The organism is Labrys sp. E2SS-1L (assembly GCF_057073705.1).
The window spans coordinates 437779-455233 of the sequence record NZ_CP172714.1; the positions used below are offsets into that span (position 1 = coordinate 437779).

Sequence of the window (17455 nt, forward strand, 5' to 3'; positions counted from 1 at the left end):
CGCATGTTGTTCGAGCGCGGCAGACACCGCTTTCGAACAACATGGCATAAAGTCCGGGAGGCTCAAATCGGTGCTTTCACCCTCAAACGAACCGCCAGACCCTCACTCCATCGCCATGCTGTGGTCCATTTCCGGGGGCTTGGCGGCCTTTCGCAGGAAGAAGACCAGCGGCATCGCAGCGAGTGTCAGCAGCATCATCAGCTTGAAATCATTGATATAGGCGATGATGGTCGCCTGCTGGCCGACCATGCCGTCGAGCATGGTCTGGCCCGCTGCGCTCAGCGGGTCGATGAGCTTGGCCCGGGTCATGTCCTGCAGGGCCTGGTTGTAGGGCGTGATGTGGGTGACGAGATCGGCGTGGTTGGCCTGGGTGCTCTCGATCAGCAGGGCCGAGGTCATGGAGATGCCGACGCTGGAGCCGATGTTGCGCGACAGGTTGTAGAGGCCGGTGCCGTCGCCGCGCAGGCTGGCATCGAGGGTCTGGAAGGTCACCGTGGTCAGCGGCACGAACAGGAAGCCGAGGCCCGCCCCCTGCACGAAGCCGGTGACGATGATCTGCCATTGCGAGATGTCGGGGGTCCAGCCGGTCATGTCGTAGAGCGACCAGGCCGTCAGGCCGAAGCCGATCAGCAGGAGCAGGCGGGTGTCGAGCTTTCCGACCATGCGGCCGACGATGAACATGCAGACCATGGTGCCGATGCCGCGCGGCCCCATTACCAGGCCGGCGGTCACCACCGGATAGCCCATCAGCGATTGCAGATAGGGCGTCATCAGCGCCATAGCAGCGTAATAGGTCAGGCCGACTGCTGATATCAGCACCACGCCGACGGCGAAGTTGCGGTCCACGAACAGGCGCGGCTTCACGAAGGTATCCTTGCCCGTGAAGGTATGGACCAGGAAGATGTAGAAGGCGGCGGCGCAGATCAGCGCCTCGAGCTGGATCTCGCCGGAGGAGAACCAGTCGAGCTGCTCGCCCCGGTCGAGGAAGACCTGCAGCGCGCCGATGGCGATGGAGAGCATGCCGAAACCAAGCCAGTCGAGCTTCACGGCCGTGCTGCTGCGGGTCTCGGTGACGAAGGCCATCACGCCGAGCATGGCGACGAGGCCGATCGGCAGGTTGATGTAGAAGATCCAGCGCCAGGAAATGTGGTCGGTGAGCCAGCCGCCGATGACGGGACCAAGCACCGGCCCGACCATCACGGCGACCCCGAATACGGCCATGGCCCCGCCGCGTTCCTCGGGCGTGTAGATGTCGAGCATGATCGCCTGGGCCAGCGGCACCAAGGCGGCACCGAACACGCCCTGCATCAGGCGAAAGCCGACGATCTGCACCAGGGATTGCGCCATGCCGCACAGCATGGAGGCGACCACGAAGCCGATGATGGAGACCAGCAGCAGGCGCTTGCGGCCGAAACGCGCGGCCAGGAAGCCCGAAGGCGGGGTCATGATCGCCGCCGCCACGATATAGGAGGTCAGCACCCAGTTGATCTGGTCCTGGCTGGCGGCGACGCTGCCCTGGATATGGGGCAGCGCGATATTGGCGATGGTGGTGTCCAGCGCCTGCATGATCACCGCCAGGATGACGCAGGCGGTGATGGCGCCGCGATTGGCGACCTTGGGGGCGGGCAGGGCGGGGCTGGAGATTTGGCCGGCGCTCGCGGTGGCGGATGCGCTCATGGCAGGCCTCGTTCGCAACGATCTGGGACTATAGGTGATGAAATAATCAGGTGCTCAAAAAGCGGGCCGGCGCACGGGAGCGCGACGGCGACGGCGTCAGCCGGCCTGGTGGTTGCCTTGGGGCTTGTCTTGTCCGAACCAGCTCGTCACGAAGCTGGGCAGGCCGCGGGCATGGCCGGTATCGACACCGACCACCGCGCTCATGCCGACCCGCAGGTTCGGCTTGTCGGGCGCGGGATCGATGCTGATGCGCATGGGAATGCGCTGGACCACCTTCACCCAATTGCCCGAGCTGTTCTGCGCCGGAAGCAGGGAGAAGCTCGAGGCGGAGGCCGGGCTGATGGTCTCGACCTTGCCGGTCCAGGTCACGCCCGGATAGGTGTCGACCGAAATCTCAACCGGCTGGCCGGGTTTGACATAGGTGAGCTCGGTTTCCTTCGGGGTCGCGTCCACCCAGATATTGGTGGTGGAGACCAGGTTGAAAGCGCGCTGGGAGGCGTTGAGATAGGCGCCGCGCTGCAGGGTATCGACATTGGTGACGATGCCGTCGAAGGGCGCCCGCACCACGGTGTCGCCGAGGTCGCGCTTGGCATTGTCGACGGCCGATTGGGCCTGGAGGTAGAAGGGGTTCTTTTCCACCGGCAGGGAGGCGTCGCCGCCGAGCTGGGCCAGCATGGCCTGGGCATTGGCCTGGGCCACGATGACCTTCTGGCGCGCCGCATCGAGATCATGCTTGGCCTGGTCGAAGCTCTGCTTGGAGGCGGCGCTGGAGGATTGCAGGTCCTGCTGGCGCTTGAACTGGGCCTCGTAATAGGGAATGTCCGCCTTGGCCTGTTCGATCTGGGCTTCGGCCTGGGCGTAACTCGCCTGCAGGGTCAGAACCTGGTTGCGCACGGTGCCGAGCTGCGCTTCCGCCCCTTCAAGGGCCGTGCGGTAGCTGCCGGGACGGATGCGATAGAGCACGTCTCCCTTCTTGACGGTCTGGTTCTCGACGACGTCGATTTCCACCACCGTGCCGGCGACATCGGTGGATATGCCGACCATCGCCGCCTGCACATAGGCGTTGTCCGTCTCCATCACCTGCCCGCCGGTGACATAGAAATAGCCGCCGGCAACGAGGGCGACGGGGAGCAGGGCAAAGAGCAGGGGGCGGGTCAGCGAGCGCTTGCGCATCCTGGCCGGCTGCGGCGTGACCGCGTCCTGACCGGCCTTGTCGTCGGAAAGCCGCTCGATCTCGATGGGGTTTTCGAGTTTCTGGGCCTGGTTGCTGCCATCAGCCATGTTTTGCCTCCTTGTCGTCGACCGGCTGGCGGCAGGCTTCGAGAAGGTTGGCCTTCATCTGCGTCAGGGTGTCGAGTAGTTTCACGCGGTCTTCGTCCGGGATGGATGCCAGGGCCTCCGCCCGCGTCCGGTCGCCGAGAACGCGCATCTCGGCGAGAATGGGATGGGCGGCCGGCGTCAGGAAGAGCAGCCAGACCCGACGGTCGCTCGCATGCTGGCGCCGTTCGATCAGCCCGCGCGCTTCGAGCTTGTCGAGAATGCGCACCAGGGTGATCGGTTCGATTTCGAGCAGTTCGGCCAGCCCGCTCTGATGGATCCCCTCGCTGCGCGAGAGGAAGGCGAGCGCCTGCCATTGCGAACGCGTCAAGCCGATATCACCGGCGCGCTGCTCGAAGCGCTTCCGCATCAGGCGGGCGACGTCATGCAGGATGAAGCCGAGAGTGGGCTGGTTGAGCATATCTAGAACATGCCGTTCTAATTATAAGCTTGCTTATCTTTATCCATGATTATAACAAGGATGCCTCAAATGCAATCGCCCAGATGGTGCGGACCGCAAAATGGCTGCTGATCACGCGAGATTTGATCGGGGTTCGGTCCTGACGGGGGCCGGCTTGCTGTGTGCGGCCTGGTTCGGGCTGGCGCTTGGCACGCAACCTGCGGTCGCCGCGCCGCGCTTCGTCAGTTGCGGCGGCGCCGCCATGCTGGGGGCTGCACTGCTCAATTGCTCCCACCTAGCACCGACCAAGCCGGCGCAGCTGTGCAATTTCAGCTGGAGCCTCTTGCAGGTCGGTAACGTCCCGCAGGTGGTGAGCGGTTCCTTCCTGCTGCCGCCGGGCGCCAACAACGCCCAGGTCTATCAGGGGGCCGGCTATGTCGCCGCCCTGGCGTCACCGATCATCCTCTGCCAGGACCAGAATTAAGACCAGTCTCGCATCCGGGGCTTCAAAACCCAACGATTTTCGACACCAAATCAAGGGTTTGGCGAGTATCGTCGGACGGAGCCAGGAGTCGTTTTCGATGAAGCTCGGGATGACCGTCACGGTCCGCTTTCGGCGGCCAGCCTCTCTATTGCCGCTACAACGCCCCAAAACAGCCCCTTTTGGTTCACACGCCATACAAGTCGGCCAAGCTATCGCTTAGGTTGTACTCACAGGCCATGAGCCGTTCGAGCTCGGCCCACCCCGGGTGGAAACCAAGAGGGCCAGATCAATGTCCGCGACCTTTCGCAGCGCGTTTGCGCTTTTGTTCATCCTCATCGCGGCGAGTTTGCCGCTGCAACCAGCTCGGGCACAGAGCCAGGGCGAAAAGCGCATTGCCCTCGTCATCGGCAATGCCGACTACAAGGCCGGACCATTGGCGACCAGCGCCAATGATGCGGGCCTTATCGCCCAGACCCTGCAGGCTGCCGGTTTCGACGTCACCGGCGCTCGCGACCTGGATCAGGATTCGCTGCGCAAGGCGTTCCGTGAATTCCTCGACAAGGCCTCCGCATCGGGACCCGACACGGTGGCTTTCGTCTATCTGGCCGGTTATGGCCTGCAATCGGAAGGGCAGAATTACTTCGTGCCCGTCGACGCCGCCATTCAGACGCCAGCCGCCGTGCCGGCAGAGGCGATACGGCTCTCCGATTTCATTCGGCCGCTCGGCGCCTTGCAGTTGAAGGCCAGCATCGTGGTGATCGACGGCGCGCGCGCCAACCAGTTCGCCCGCGGCGACCAGCCCCTCGCCGGCGGCCTGGCACTCGTCGATGCCGAGCCCAACTCCCTGATCGCCTTCAACGCGGCACCCGGTACGGTGGGGCCGGCCGAGCAGGGGCCTTATGGCGCCTATGCCCAGGCCCTCGCCGAAATGATGCGGACGGGCGGGTTGCCGATCGCCGATGTGTTCGACCGTACCCGGTTGCGGGTGAGCGAGAGGACCAATGGCGCGGTGCTGCCCTGGAGCGCATCGAAGCTCGGCGAGCCCTTCGCCTTCTTCGACCGTGCCGCCGATGCGCCCGCTCCGCAGGTTTCCCTGGAAGAAGACAAGGCGATGCAATCCAAGCGCATCGCCGATTTCGACGCGCGTGATGCCTATGTCGCCGCCGTGGATCGGGACACCATGCAGGGCTATCAGGACTTCCTGACTGCCTTTCCGCGCGATCCCATGGCCAAGCGCGTGCGCGCTATCGTGGCTGCCCGGCGCGAGGCCATCACCTGGCACGAGACCTGGAAGCGCGATACGCCCAATGCCTACTGGTCCTATCTCAAGCGCTATCCGCGCGGTCCCCATGCCTGGGACGCCCGCCGCCGCCTGAGATATCTGTCGGCCGAGATCGAGCCGCCGGCGCGTTTCGACGTGATCGAATATGACGTGCCGCCGCCACCGGAAGTCGAGGTCGTCTATGTCGAACGTCCGGTAATCGTCTTCTCCGATCCCGAATTCGACCTGCCGCCGCCGCCGCCGCCGCCGGTGATCTTCCTGCCGCCGCCGCCGCGGGAATTCGTGGAACTTCCGCCGCCGCCGCCGCCGGTCGATGAGTATGTGCTGCCGTCGCCGCGCTATGTGGCGATGCCCGAATGGGTGCGGCCGCCGCGTTACGTCGAGCCGCCGCCGCAGAACTTCATCTTCAACAACATCCACAACGCCACCGTCATCAACGAGACGCTGGAAGCCCCGCCCGAGCGCATGCCGCGCCAGGAAGGCGAGGGCGGCCTGACGACCGGAGAGAAGGCGGCCGGTGCGGCGATTGCCGTTGGTGCGGCGGCTGCAGCCGCTCGCGTCGCCTTGCCGCCCTTCCTGCGCAATCGCGGCGGGCGCGGTGGCCAACCCGGCATGACGCAGCCGGCTGTGGCGCCGCAGCCGGGTGAGCCCGGTCTGGCTCCGGCTCCCGGCGCACCACAAAAGCCGGGGCGCCTTCTGCCAGGACAGGCTGTTCCTGGCCAGGCTCTTCCCGGTCAGGAAGGCCAGCCCGGCCGATTGCTGCCGGGGCAGGAAGGTCAACCAGGACAGGCCGTGCAGCCCGGTACGCTGAAACCGGGGCAGGCTCAGCCGGGTCAGCCCGGTCGGCTGCTGCCGGGACGGGTCCAGCCAGGCCAGGCCGCCCAGCCGGATGAAACCAAGCCGGGACGAGCCCAGCCCGGACAACTCCCGCCGGGCCAGGCGGCCCAGCCTGATGAAGCCAAGCCGGGACAGCGCCAACCCGGCCTGAAGCCCGGTCAAGGCCAGCCGGGCAAGGCCTTGCCGGGCATGAATGGCGAGGCTCTGCCGCTCGATAACGGCAAGCCGCCATTGGGTGACACCCCGCTTCCCGGACGCAAGCAGCCTGGTGGCAAAGCCGCCAAGCCGGGTCAGCTCGGCCAGCCACTGCCAGGAGCACAGCCTGAGGGGCAGCCGGATCAGACCCAGCCTCAAAAACCCCTTCCGGGGCAGAAGGGCCAAGGTCGCCTGAGGCCGGGGCAGCCGCAGCCGGACGGCACCACTCAGCCTCCGGCCGAGAACGGCCAGCAGCTCGGCAAGCCATTGCCGGGAGCCGACGAGGCGCAGCCGCTTCCCGGCCGCAAACGGCCAAAGGGCCGTCAGCCCCAGGATGGTGGTATCCAGGCTCCGCGGCCTGGCGCTACCCCTGAGGAACAGGCCTTGCCTGATGCCGGAGCACCGTCGCAGCCGGCAGGCCGCAAGCGTCGCCCGGCCCAGGACGGGCAAGGCCTTGGCGAACCCTTGCCACCAGCCGGGCGAGCTCTTCCGGACGGCAGCGGGCAGCCGCAGCCCCAGCCGGGCCGTCGTCGCCCGCGCCAGCCCGATGCCGGTTTTGCTCAGCCGGACGAGCCGGCCCAGCCGTCCGCTCGCCGGCCGCGCGTCCAGCAGGGCCAGCCGGGTGGTGGATCTGACGAGGGTGGGGCACCCCCGCCGCGCCAGAAGCGTTTGAACCAGGCCCCCGCGCCGGACATGGAACCGGCCGTGAATGCACCGCGTCAGAATCGGCAGCCGCGCGCGCAGCCAGAGCTCGAGGGTGGGGCGTCCCGGCCGATGCAACGCCTGCGGCCGCCGGCGCAAGAGGGTGGTCCGGCCGCGGGTGGTGGCGGACGTCAGCGCCGCTGTGGCGGCCAGGGCGCACCGCCTTGTGAATGAGACGTGACGAAAACACCGCCCGGCTTGCCGGGCGGTGTTGCTTCAGGCCTTCTACCGGAGTTTTTCGGGTCAGAAGCCGCTGACGACATAGCCGCCATCGACGGGCAGCGTGGTGGCGGTCACGAAGATCGAGGCGGGCGAAGCGAAGAACAGGGCGGTGCCGACGAGATCATCGACGCTGCCCCAGCGCTTGAGCGCCGCCTTGTTGGCGATCTTGCCGGCCGGTACCGGATCCGACCACAGGGGCTTGGTCATGTCGGTGCGGTGATAGCCGGGCGCGATCGCGTTGACGCGGATTCCCTCGGGCCCGAATTTGTGGGCAAGGGCCCGGGTGAGCCCCATGATGCCGGTTTTGCTGGCGCAATAGGCCGGCACGCTGTCATCGGCGAGATAGCTCAACATCGAGGCGAAGTTGATGATGGACCCTTGCGATTTCACCAGCAGGGGGTGGGCCGCCATGGCAAGGCGCATGGCGCTGTTCATGTTGACGTCGACGACTTCGAGATAGGTTTCCTCGGTCCATTCGGCATCGGGCCGGGCGATGCCCTGGGCGTTGACCAGCACGTCGAGGGCCGGCAAGGCCGCAAAGAAGCGCTCGACTGCTGCCTTGTCGCGAACGTCGAGCTGCTCGAAACGGATGGACCGGCCACCATTGGCGGCCTTGGCTGCGGCCAGGCGCGCTTCGGTGGAGCCCGTTGCGATGACATCGGCGCCGAGATCGGCAAAACCCTGGGCGATGGCGAGGCCGATGCCGCTGGAACCGCCGGAGACCACGACGGTCTTGCCTTCGAACAGGCCGGGGCGAAAGGCGGATAGGACGTCCTGCATGGAGATTTCCTTCGATTGGATGAGAGAGGACCAGACGGCGGTTCAGCCTTGCTGCAGCCGGTCGAGATCGTCGTAGAGCGCCTGGGAATGGCGGTAGAGCCGGTCGAACACCGGCTGCATGCGGGCATAGGTCTCGGCCCAGGCCGAGTCGGGCAGGATCTCGGCGCCATAGCGCACGAAATGGCGGACGGCATCCTCGACCTTGCCGAAACGCCCCAGGGCCGTTGCCGCCATCGCGGCGCAGCCGACAAGGCCGCATTCGGTCTCCTCGGGCACCAGGATGGGCACGTTGTAGGCGCTGGCCTTGATCTTGAGCCAGAGCTCGGTCTTGGCGCCGCCGCCGGAGGCGACCACACGCTCGAGCTTCTGGCCGGTGGAGGCTTCCATCACGCGGATATGGCGGTTGACCGCGAAGGCCACCCCTTCCAGCGTGGCGCGATGGAGATGGGCGAGGCCATGCTTGGCGCCGATGCCGAAGAACTGGGCGCGGGCATTGCGATGGGCGCCGAGCCGCTCGCCGGCCAGGAAGGGCAGGAAGAACAGGCCTTCGGCGCCGGCCGGGGCCTCGGCGGCCTTGGCGACGATGTCGCCATAGGAGAGCGCCTTCTCATGGAAGGCGCGGCGGGCCCAGCGCATGGCGTCGCCCCCGGTTTCCAGCAGGGTGAACGGGCCCCAGTGCCCCTCGACGGTGCGCACGTTGCAGATCTCGGGATCGAGCAGCGGTTCGTTCGTCACCAGGGTGATGATGGAGGAGGTGCCCATCACATCCGAGGCCGTCCCGGGGTGGACGACGCCCGATCCGAGCACCGCCACCGGATAGTCGGCTCCGCCCACCAGGACGGGCGTGCCCTGGGCAAGGCCGGTCTCCAGGGCGGCGCCTGCGGTGACATAGCCGAGAATGTCGAGCGGCGAGCGGATCGGCGGCAGTTTGGCGGCATCGAGGCCGAGACGATCGATCATCGCGGTAGACCAGGTTCCGCTCGCCGGATTCATCAGGAAGCTGCAGGAGGCATCGCCCTCGTCCATGGCGATCTCGCCGGTCAGCCGCAGGTTGATGTAGTCCTTCGGCATCAGCACCGTGCTGGCGGCTCGATAGGCCTCGGGGTCGTTGTCACGCAGCCAGGCGAGCTTGAAGCCGGGCCAGGCGGGCGTCGGCGGGTTGCCGCTCTCGGAAAGGTAGGAGCCAGGCGGGTTGTCGCGCTCGAAGGCCGCCACCAGGCCCGCCGTGCGCTTATCGTTCCACAGGGGGGCGGTATCGCGGGTGGGATTGCCGTGACCATCGACCAGCACGGTGCCGTGCATCTGGCCGCAGGCGGCGACGGCCTGGATCCGGGCGGCGGCATTCTCCTGCCGGGCGAGCACGGTGCGGATGGCCGCCACGGTGCCGGACCACCAGTCGCTCGGGCGCTGTTCGGCCCAGCCGAAAGCAGGTACGATCTGGTCATATTCGCTGGCGGCAATCTCCAGAATGGCGCCTTTGCCGGCCTCGACCAGGGCTGCCCGGGCGCTGCCGGTTCCGACATCGATGGCCAGGATGAGATCCTGCGTCATGGGTGTGTCCTCGGCTCGCTCTTTGAAGAATGGGCGTGCAGCCATTGCCTCTGCATTTTTGGGAGTGATGCTACACGTTTTCCAGGCGGTCAACTGAAAATTCCGACATATTCATGCTGCATCGCAATAAAATCACCGAACTATCTTGCCGGGGCGACATGGAATATGTAGCATTGCTACAAAATTGACGCCCAGGCCGATATCATCGGCAAGCCCTGAGGAGAGCGCAGACATGGCCATCAACCCCATTGAGCGGATCGAGGCGATTGGCGTGGTGCCGGTCATCGCGATCGACAATCCCGCGGACGCAGTCGCGTTGGCCGATGCCTTGACGGCCGGCGGCCTGCCGATCGCCGAGATCACCTTCCGCACCAAGGCGGCCGCCGAAGTCCTGGCCATCCTGCACGACCAGAGGCCGGAGTTCCTGGCCGGTGCCGGAACGGTACTGGATCTGGAATCGGTGCAGGCCTGCAAGGACAATGGCGCGAGCTTCGCCCTCTCCCCCGGTTTCGATGCGGAGATCGTCGCTGCCGCCAAGGCGATCGGACTGCCCTTCGCGCCGGGCATCATGACGCCGACGGACCTTACCGCGGCCACGCGCGCCGGCCTGCGCCTGTGCAAGTTCTTCCCGGCCGGTGTCGCCGGTGGGCCGAAGGCCCTGGAAGGCATCGCCGCGCCCTTCAATCACCTGGGCGTTCGCTTCATCCCGACCGGTGGCGTCACGCTGGAGACGATGGGCGACTGGCTCAAGCATCGCTTCGTCGCGGCTGTCGGCGGCACCTGGATCGCCAAGCCCGAAGATATCAGCGGCGGCAAGTTCGCCGAGATCACCGCCAAGGCAAAGGCCGCCGTCGAGCGTGTCAAGGCGATCCGGGCGGGCGCGGCATGAGCAACTATCAGCCGGCGACCCGGCCGACTCTCTATTTCATCGGTGTGACCACCACCAAAAGCTCGATCATGCGGGTCTTCCCAGCCTGGGCCGAACATCTGGGCCTGAAGGATGCGGTGATCAAGGGCATCGACTTTCCTCTCCATGCCGATCCGGCCGCCTATCGCGAGGCGGTCGCCTTCATCAAGGCCGATCCCCTCTCGTTGGGGGCACTGGTCACCACCCACAAGATCGACCTCTACAAGGCCTGCCGGGACCTGTTCGACGAGGTCGACGATTTCGCCCTGCGCATGGAGGAGACCAGCTGCCTGTCCAAGCGGGACGGACGCCTGATCTGCCACGCCAAGGACCCGATCTCCTCCGGGCTCGCCCTCGACAATTTCATTCCCAGGGGCCATTTCGAACGGACCGGCGCCGAGCTCTTTTCGATGGGGGCAGGCGGTTCCACCATTGCCCTGACCTGGCACATGGTGCGAGAGGCACGCGGCGCCGACCGGCCGTCGCGCATCGTGGTCTCCAATCGCAGCCAGCCCCGCCTCGACGAGATCCGGCGCATTCACGAAGAGATCGGCATGCCGGTGCCGGTCGATTACGTGCTCGCACCCCACCCGACGGACAATGACGCGGTCACCGCTGCCCTGAAGCCAGGTTCTGTGGTGATCAATGCCACCGGGCTCGGCAAGGATGCGCCCGGTTCGCCGCTCACCGATGCGGTGGTCTTTCCGGAACAGGCGATCGTGTGGGATCTCAACTATCGCGGCGACCTCGTCTTCCTCGACCAGGCCCGGCGCCAGCAGGCGGCACGTCATCTGCAGATCGAGGATGGCTGGACCTATTTCCTGCATGGCTGGACTCAGGTGATCGCCGAGGTCTTCGACATCGAGATCCCAACCGCCGGCCCCTCCTTCGAGCGGCTGGGCGAGATCGCCATCGCCGCTTCCAAGGGGTGATGCCGTGGAACGTATCCTGGTCACGCCGCGCTCGCTGACATCGGCGACCCATCCCCTGGTCGAACGCCTCCGGGCCGAGGGCCACGAGATCGTCATGCCGGCGCCCGGCAAATTGCCGGATGAGGCGGACCTGCTCGCACTCGTGCCGGGCGTGACCGGCTGGCTGGCGGGGGTGGAGAAGATCTCGCCGCGTGTCATCGCCGCGGCGAGCTCGCTGCGGGCGATCAGCCGCAACGGCACCGGGACCGACAATCTGCCGGTCGATACGCTGCTCGCGCGCAAGATCGCCGTGCGCATCGCCGCAGGCGCTAATGCGGCGGGTGTGGCGGAGCTTGCCATCGGCCTGATCTTCGCGGCGCTCCGCCAGATTCCCCTTTGTGATGCCGGCATCAAGCAGGGGAGCTGGCCGCGCCGGATCGGTGCCGAGATCCGGGGCCGCAAGGTCGGCGTGGTCGGCTGTGGCGCCATTGGCGCCGAGGTCGCGCGCCTGGCTGCCGCGCTCGGGGCCGAGATTCTCGCCTATGATCCGCAACGTCCTGCCGTCAATGTCGAGGCAAGCAGCCTGCGCTGGGTGGAGATTTCAGGCATGCTGGCGGAAGCCGATGTCGTCACGCTTCATTGTCCGGCGCCGGCCGATGGTCGTCCCCTGCTGGGCGCGACCGAATTCGCGGCCATGCGGCGTGGCGCGGTGGTGATCAACACGGCGCGGTCGTCGCTGGTCGATGAAGCGGCTCTGCTGGAGGCCCTCGAAGACGGGCGTCTCGGCTGTTACGCCACCGATGTTTTCGAAGAGGAGCCGCCGGCGAGCCTCGCTCTCGCCGGCCACGCCGGAGTGATCGCCACCAGCCATATCGGCGGCTTCACCCAGGAGAGCGTCGACAGGGCCACCGAGGTCGCCATCGCCAATCTGATGGATGCGCTGCAGGGGAGGGCGTGAGGGAATGCTGGAAGTCCTGCCCTTTGCCGGCCCGCTGGCCGGACAGCTCGCGAACCGTCCGCAGGCCGGCCTCTCGCTCTACTGGCTCGGGCAGGCCGGTTTCCTTCTCGACAGCGGCCGGCGCCGCCTGCTGATCGACCCCTATCTCTCGGATTCGCTGGCGCAGAAATATCGCGATCGCGGCCCCTCGCATGAACGCATGATGCCGGCACCGATCGAGATCGAGGACATGCCGCCGCTCGATTTCATCCTCTGCACTCACCACCACACCGATCACCTCGATGCGGCGACATTGACCCCGCTCGCCCGGCGCTTTCCGCGGCTGCGCCTGGTGGTGCCCAAGGCCTCGCTGAAACTGGCGCAGGAGAGAACCGGGCTCGATGCGGAGCGCTTCATCGGCCTGGATGCCGGCGAAACCCTCATGCTCGACCAGGACATCGAGGTGCGCGCGGTGCGGGCTGCCCATGAAGCGCTGCAGCGGGACGAGCAGGGCCATCACCTGTTTCTGGGCTATGGCCTCGCGCTGAACGGTGTGTGTGTCTTCCATTCCGGCGATACGATCCCCTTTGCCGGGCAGGTGGATGAGGTGAGGGCCCTGGCGCCCGACCTGGCGCTGCTGCCGGTGAACGGCCGCTCACCGGAGCTTGCCGCTGCCGGCATCGCCGGCAATCTTACCCTGGATGAGGCGGTCGAACTGGCCTCGTCCGGAGGCATCGGGGCCGTGCTCGCCCATCATTACGGCCTCTTTGCCTTCAATACGCTTGCGCCAGAGCGGATCGACGCGAAGGCCGCCGCGATGACGGGGCCGCCCCGGCTGCTTCGAGCCGGGATTGGAATCGAGTATAGGCTGACAGCTCCGTCCGAGACGACGGATTGAGCCCTCCGATCCGAAGAGGGAGCCAGAAAGGGAAGCCGTTCATGACCTTGCCGGATCAGACCTCATCGCAGCCCGGACCCCGGACCACGATCCAGAACGTGCTGGAGGTGATCCGGCTGACCTTGGGCGAACTGCGCAAGTCCGACCGCAAGGTCGCCGACCTCATCCTGGCCGATCCCCAGCGCATCCTCAACGCCACGGTGGCGGAGACGGCGCTCGCCGCCGGGGTGAGCGAGCCCACGGTCATCCGTTTCTGTGCCGCCATCGGCTGCAACGGCTTCCAGGATTTCAAGCTGCGCCTGGCCCAGAGCCTGGCGTTGGGCACGCCGGCCACCCATTCGGTGCTGCTCGGCACCGATACGCCGGAAACCGTGGTCGAGAAGATCTTCGACTACACCATCACCAGCCTGGATTGGGCGCGCCATCATCTCGACAAGGCGGCTTTGGCCCGGGCGATCGACATCCTGGAGAAGGCGACGGCCATCGAATTCTTCGGCCTGGGCGCTTCGGGCGTGGTGGCGCGCGATGCCCAGCAGAAATTCCCGCTGTTCGGTGTGCCCTGCGGGGCCCAGCACGATACCCACCAGCAGATCATGGTCGCCTCGATGATGAAGCCGGGCGATGTGGCGGTGGTGATCTCCCACACCGGGCGTTCGCGCTCGATCATCGAGGTAGCCCGCACTGCGCGCGAGAACGGGGCCAAGGTCATCGGCCTGACCGGGTTCGAGACCTCGCTCGCCAGCCATTGCGACGTGGCCTTGCTGGTGGAGACGCTCGACAACACGAACATCTACACCCCCACCACCTCGCGCATCGCCGCCCTGGTGGTGATCGACGTGCTGTCGACCGCGGTGGCACTACGCCGCGACGAGGCCCATGTCCGGCGCTTCCAGGCGATGAAGCGCAAGCTCGCCGAATACCGCATCGGTGAATAAGGGAGATGTGGAAACCGGCGGACGAAGGCGGCCGGGGGTTGTGAGCAGCCCCTCAGGGGCGCTATGGCTATGGCGTTTTGCGATTTGACGGAATCACCAAGAATCGCAAAGACGCGTCAAAACAATGAGTTAGAGTAAAGCGGCGGTTACGTGTAAACGCGCTTTGCTCTAGGACGAAACCGGAATCACTGCTTGAGATGAAGATCGAAATCGAGATGGGCGTCGCGTCTGCCGCCGGCAGTGCGCCTGCAATGCTCGACATCGAGGAATTGCTGGCCACGCGCCTGCTCGTGCAGGGCAATTCGGGTTCCGGCAAATCGCATCTCCTGCGCCGGCTGCTCGAGCAGAGCGCTCCGCATGTCCAGCAGGTCATCATCGACCCCGAGGGCGAGTTCGCCAGCCTGTCGGATCGCTACGGCCATGTCGTCATCGACGGCGAACGCAGCCTGGCCGAACTCGAGCACATCGCCCAGCGCGTGCGCCAGCACCGGGTCTCGGCGGTGCTGGTCTTGGAGAGCCTCGACGCCGAGATGCAGATGAAGGCGGCCGCCGCCTTCCTCAACGCCCTGTTCGACGCCGAGCGCGACTTCTGGTTCCCGATGCTGGTGGTCGTCGACGAGGCCCAGCTTTTTGCGCCCGCCGCTTCCGGCGATGTCGGGGAGGAGGCGCGCAAGGTCTCGCTCGGCGCCATGACCAACCTGATGTGCCGCGGCCGCAAGCGCGGCCTTGCCGGCATCATCGCCACCCAGCGCCTAGCCAAGCTGGCCAAGAACGTCGCCGCCGAGGCGTCCAACTTCCTGATGGGGCGCACCTTTCTCGACATCGACATGGCGCGCGCCGCCGACCTGCTCGGCCTCGATCGGCGCCAGGCCGAGACTTTCCGGGAACTGCAGCGCGGCCAGTTCGTGGCGCTCGGCCCGGCCTTGTCACGCCGTCCGCTTCCCATCAAGGTCGGCCCGGTGGAGACGCGCCCCAAGGTGGCGACGCCCAAGCTGACGCCGCTGCCGGAAGGGGGCGAGGCGGCGCGCGATCTCATCCTGGCGCCCGTGCCGATGGCGGCGCCGCGTCCGCGCCCCGAGCGCCGCGTGGTGACACCGCCGCCGATGTCGACCACCGAGATCCTCGAGCAGCTCGTGCGCGAGAGGCCTGCGGAAGCCATCGGCGAGGAAGCCTTGCCTGCCATGCTGCCTGCCGAGCTGCAGCAGGCCCATGCCCGCATCGCCTTTGCGATCATGCAGGAGCCGGATGCGAGTTTCCGCACCGATGCCGTGCTCTATCAGGATTTCATCGTGCGCTGCCGCATCGAGCGGCTTGGCGGCTCGCCGCCCGCCATGGCCGAGTTCAAATTCCTGCTCAGCGCAGCCCGCGCCGGTCTCGATCCCGACGGTATCGACCAGGAGCAATGGCAGCGTGCGCTCGATCACGCCCGCCTTGTGCCGGCTGACCTCCAGGCCGTGTTCCTGATTCTCGCGGCGGCGGCGATGACGGGGCTGCCATGCCCTCCGGACGCCGAAATCGCCAGGCGCTGCGGCAGCCATTCGGCGGGCCGTGCCCGCAGCCAGATCCGCCATCTGCAGAATGCGGACTTCGTGATGACTCGCGTCGACATGCGTGGCGCGCGCATCGCCGTGATTCCCGATCTTGGCTGGGAGACTGCGCCCGGCGATCCCAATGGCCCTGCGCTCGACAGGGATGGCCTAGCCGCCGCCGAGTGACGACGGCTCCTGCATCAGCCGCAGGAGACCTCGTACTATCCGGAAGCATTAGTGTGGCGATGACCAAAAGCCCCCTAGGATGAGCGTAATAAACCAAAGCAGGCCTGAAATTCATCTGACTCTGTCGATATAATCGTGGCATAGAGCTAATCGGTTGATGGCTCCTCCAATTCAAATATGAGCGGATGATGTCTACCCAGATCGTTCCCCTGATCGTTTGCGGCGGCTCCGGAACGCGGTTGTGGCCGGCCTCGCGGGCCAGCCGACCCAAGCAGTTCCTGCCTTTATTCGGTGATCTCTCGACCTTCCAGGAAACGATGCGGCGTGTAAGCGGCGCCGAGCTGTTCGGCCGGCCCGTCATCGTCACCAACCAGGACCACCGCTTCCTGGTGGCCGACCAGTTGCTGTCCATCGGCGTCGAGGCCGATATCGTGCTCGAGCCCGAGGCGCGCGATTCCGGCCCGGCCATTGCTGCCGGCGCGGCTTTCATCGCTGCGCGCGACGGCGCCAAGACCCCGGTTCTGACGCTGGCCGCCGACCACCGCGTGCGCGATATCGAAGGCTTCCGCGCCGCCTGCGTGGCGGCGCGTCGTGGTGCTGCCAAGAAGAGCATCGTCACTTTCGGCGTGGTGCCCAACCAGCCCGCCACCGGCTATGGCTATATCGAGGCCGGCGAGCCCCTGGTCGACGGCGTCATGAAGGTGCGCCGCTTCGTCGAAAAGCCCGATGCCGAGACCGCCACGCGCTATGTGCGCGAAGGCTATCTGTGGAACTCCGGCAATTTCCTGTTCGAGGCCGGTTTCTTCCTCTCTGAATATGCCCGCTGCGAGCCCGATACCATCGAGGCGGTGAACGAGGCGGTCGCCAAGGCCAAGCTCGACCTCGGCTTCCTGCGCCTCGATGCCGAGGCCTTTGCCCGTTGCGGCAAGCGCTCGGTCGACTATGCCGTGATGGAGAAGACCCAGGCCGCCGCCGTGGTGCCGGCGAGCTTCGACTGGTCGGATGTCGGCTCCTGGGGGGCGGTGCGCGAGCTCTCGCCGCAGGACGAGGCCGGCAACGCCAAGCTGGGCGAAGCGCTGTTCGTCAATGCCCGCAACAATCTGGTGTCTTCGGAGCGCCAGCTCGTCTGCGTCGTCGGCCTGGACGACCTTGCCGTCATCACCACCGGCGATGCCGTGCTGGTGGCCCGCCGCGACGATGCCGCCGGCATCAAGGCGCTGGTCGAGAAGCTCAAGCAGAGCCATAACGGCCTGACCCAGGACCATCTGCAGTCCTACCGTCCGTGGGGGCACTACAAGTCGCTCGATCTCGGTGCGCGCCACCAGGTCAAGCGCATCGTGGTCAAGCCCGGCGGCCAGCTCTCCCTGCAGAAGCACCATCACCGTTCCGAGCACTGGATCGTGGTGCGCGGCGTCGCCAATGTCAGCATCAACGGCCAGATCAAGACGCTGCATGAGAACGAGTCGATCTATATCCCGATCGGCTCGACCCATCGGCTGGAGAATCCCGGCAAGATCGAGCTCGAACTGATCGAAGTGCAGACCGGTTCCTATCTCGGCGAGGACGACATCATCCGCATCGAGGACATCTACAATCGCGCCGCGTCCTGAGGCGCCAATAAACCTTCTCCCCTTGTGGGAGAAGGTGGCGCGCAGCGCCGGATGAGGGGTTGATGGAACCTAACAATTCTTGGTGACCTCTCCGG

General features: G+C 66.2%; 14 protein-coding genes. 9 read left to right on the top strand and 5 right to left on the bottom strand.

Translation table 11 applies throughout. The annotated features are described in order from the left end of the window. Positions 1-102: 102 nt before the first annotated feature. From ACIGJE_RS34955 to ACIGJE_RS34965, 3 genes are all read right to left on the bottom strand, one after another. Entirely contained in the window at positions 103-1677 is a 1575-nt protein-coding gene (locus ACIGJE_RS34955) for a DHA2 family efflux MFS transporter permease subunit (RefSeq protein ID WP_311944782.1), read from the bottom strand. A 96-nt stretch (positions 1678-1773) separates the two neighbouring features. Next, on the bottom strand, positions 1774-2958 hold the full coding sequence (locus tag ACIGJE_RS34960) for an HlyD family secretion protein (RefSeq protein ID WP_415083116.1): 1185 nt from the start codon (positions 2956-2958) through the stop codon (positions 1774-1776). Continuing rightward, positions 2951-3415: a MarR family winged helix-turn-helix transcriptional regulator gene (locus ACIGJE_RS34965; protein WP_311944780.1), complete on the bottom strand. Its 465-nt coding sequence runs from the start codon at positions 3413-3415 to the stop codon at positions 2951-2953. The genes ACIGJE_RS34960 and ACIGJE_RS34965 overlap by 8 nt, the downstream gene beginning before the upstream one ends. Positions 3416-3515: 100 nt before the next feature. Here ACIGJE_RS34965 and ACIGJE_RS34970 point away from each other — a divergent pair, with 100 nt between their 5' ends. Then, the gene (locus ACIGJE_RS34970; protein ID WP_311944779.1) at positions 3516-3878 is read left to right on the top strand and encodes a hypothetical protein; all 363 of its coding nucleotides are present in this window, start codon (positions 3516-3518) and stop codon (positions 3876-3878) included. A 289-nt stretch (positions 3879-4167) separates the two neighbouring features. Further along, a complete protein-coding gene (locus ACIGJE_RS34975) occupies positions 4168-7068 on the top strand; it encodes a caspase family protein (protein ID WP_415083119.1) in 2901 nt (966 codons plus the stop codon). 69 nt (positions 7069-7137) lie between these two features. Here ACIGJE_RS34975 and ACIGJE_RS34980 read toward each other — a convergent pair whose 3' ends face one another. Together ACIGJE_RS34980 and ACIGJE_RS34985 are read right to left on the bottom strand one after the other, a co-directional pair. Continuing rightward, on the bottom strand, positions 7138-7896 hold the full coding sequence (locus tag ACIGJE_RS34980) for an SDR family NAD(P)-dependent oxidoreductase (protein ID WP_311944777.1): 759 nt from the start codon (positions 7894-7896) through the stop codon (positions 7138-7140). A gap of 42 nt (positions 7897-7938) precedes the next feature. Continuing rightward, entirely contained in the window at positions 7939-9447 is a 1509-nt protein-coding gene (locus ACIGJE_RS34985) for a xylulokinase (protein ID WP_415083121.1), read from the bottom strand. A gap of 232 nt (positions 9448-9679) precedes the next feature. On the opposite strand from ACIGJE_RS34985, the gene ACIGJE_RS34990 reads away from it, so the two are divergent. The 7 genes from ACIGJE_RS34990 (at position 9680) to ACIGJE_RS35020 (ending at position 17360) form a co-directional block, all read left to right on the top strand. Beyond that, the gene (locus ACIGJE_RS34990) at positions 9680-10336 is read left to right on the top strand and encodes a bifunctional 4-hydroxy-2-oxoglutarate aldolase/2-dehydro-3-deoxy-phosphogluconate aldolase (protein WP_311944775.1); all 657 of its coding nucleotides are present in this window, start codon (positions 9680-9682) and stop codon (positions 10334-10336) included. Then, entirely contained in the window at positions 10333-11286 is a 954-nt protein-coding gene (locus ACIGJE_RS34995) for a shikimate dehydrogenase family protein (protein WP_415083124.1), read from the top strand. The genes ACIGJE_RS34990 and ACIGJE_RS34995 overlap by 4 nt, the downstream gene beginning before the upstream one ends. Positions 11287-11290: 4 nt before the next feature. Further along, positions 11291-12223, top strand: coding sequence for an NAD(P)-dependent oxidoreductase (locus tag ACIGJE_RS35000; RefSeq protein ID WP_311944773.1), 933 nt, complete (start codon positions 11291-11293; stop codon positions 12221-12223). 4 nt (positions 12224-12227) lie between these two features. Then, positions 12228-13100 (top strand): MBL fold metallo-hydrolase, encoded by an 873-nt coding sequence (locus ACIGJE_RS35005; RefSeq protein WP_415083126.1) that lies wholly within the window; start codon positions 12228-12230, stop codon positions 13098-13100. A 41-nt stretch (positions 13101-13141) separates the two neighbouring features. Then, a complete protein-coding gene (locus ACIGJE_RS35010) occupies positions 13142-14035 on the top strand; it encodes an SIS domain-containing protein (RefSeq protein ID WP_415083128.1) in 894 nt (297 codons plus the stop codon). Between the two features lie 197 nt (positions 14036-14232). Continuing rightward, on the top strand, positions 14233-15750 hold the full coding sequence (locus ACIGJE_RS35015) for a helicase HerA domain-containing protein (RefSeq protein WP_415083130.1): 1518 nt from the start codon (positions 14233-14235) through the stop codon (positions 15748-15750). 188 nt (positions 15751-15938) lie between these two features. Beyond that, positions 15939-17360 carry a mannose-1-phosphate guanylyltransferase/mannose-6-phosphate isomerase gene (locus tag ACIGJE_RS35020; RefSeq protein WP_311944768.1) on the top strand — a complete coding sequence of 474 codons (1422 nt, stop codon included), beginning with the start codon at positions 15939-15941 and terminating at the stop codon, positions 17358-17360. Positions 17361-17455 lie beyond the last annotated feature (95 nt).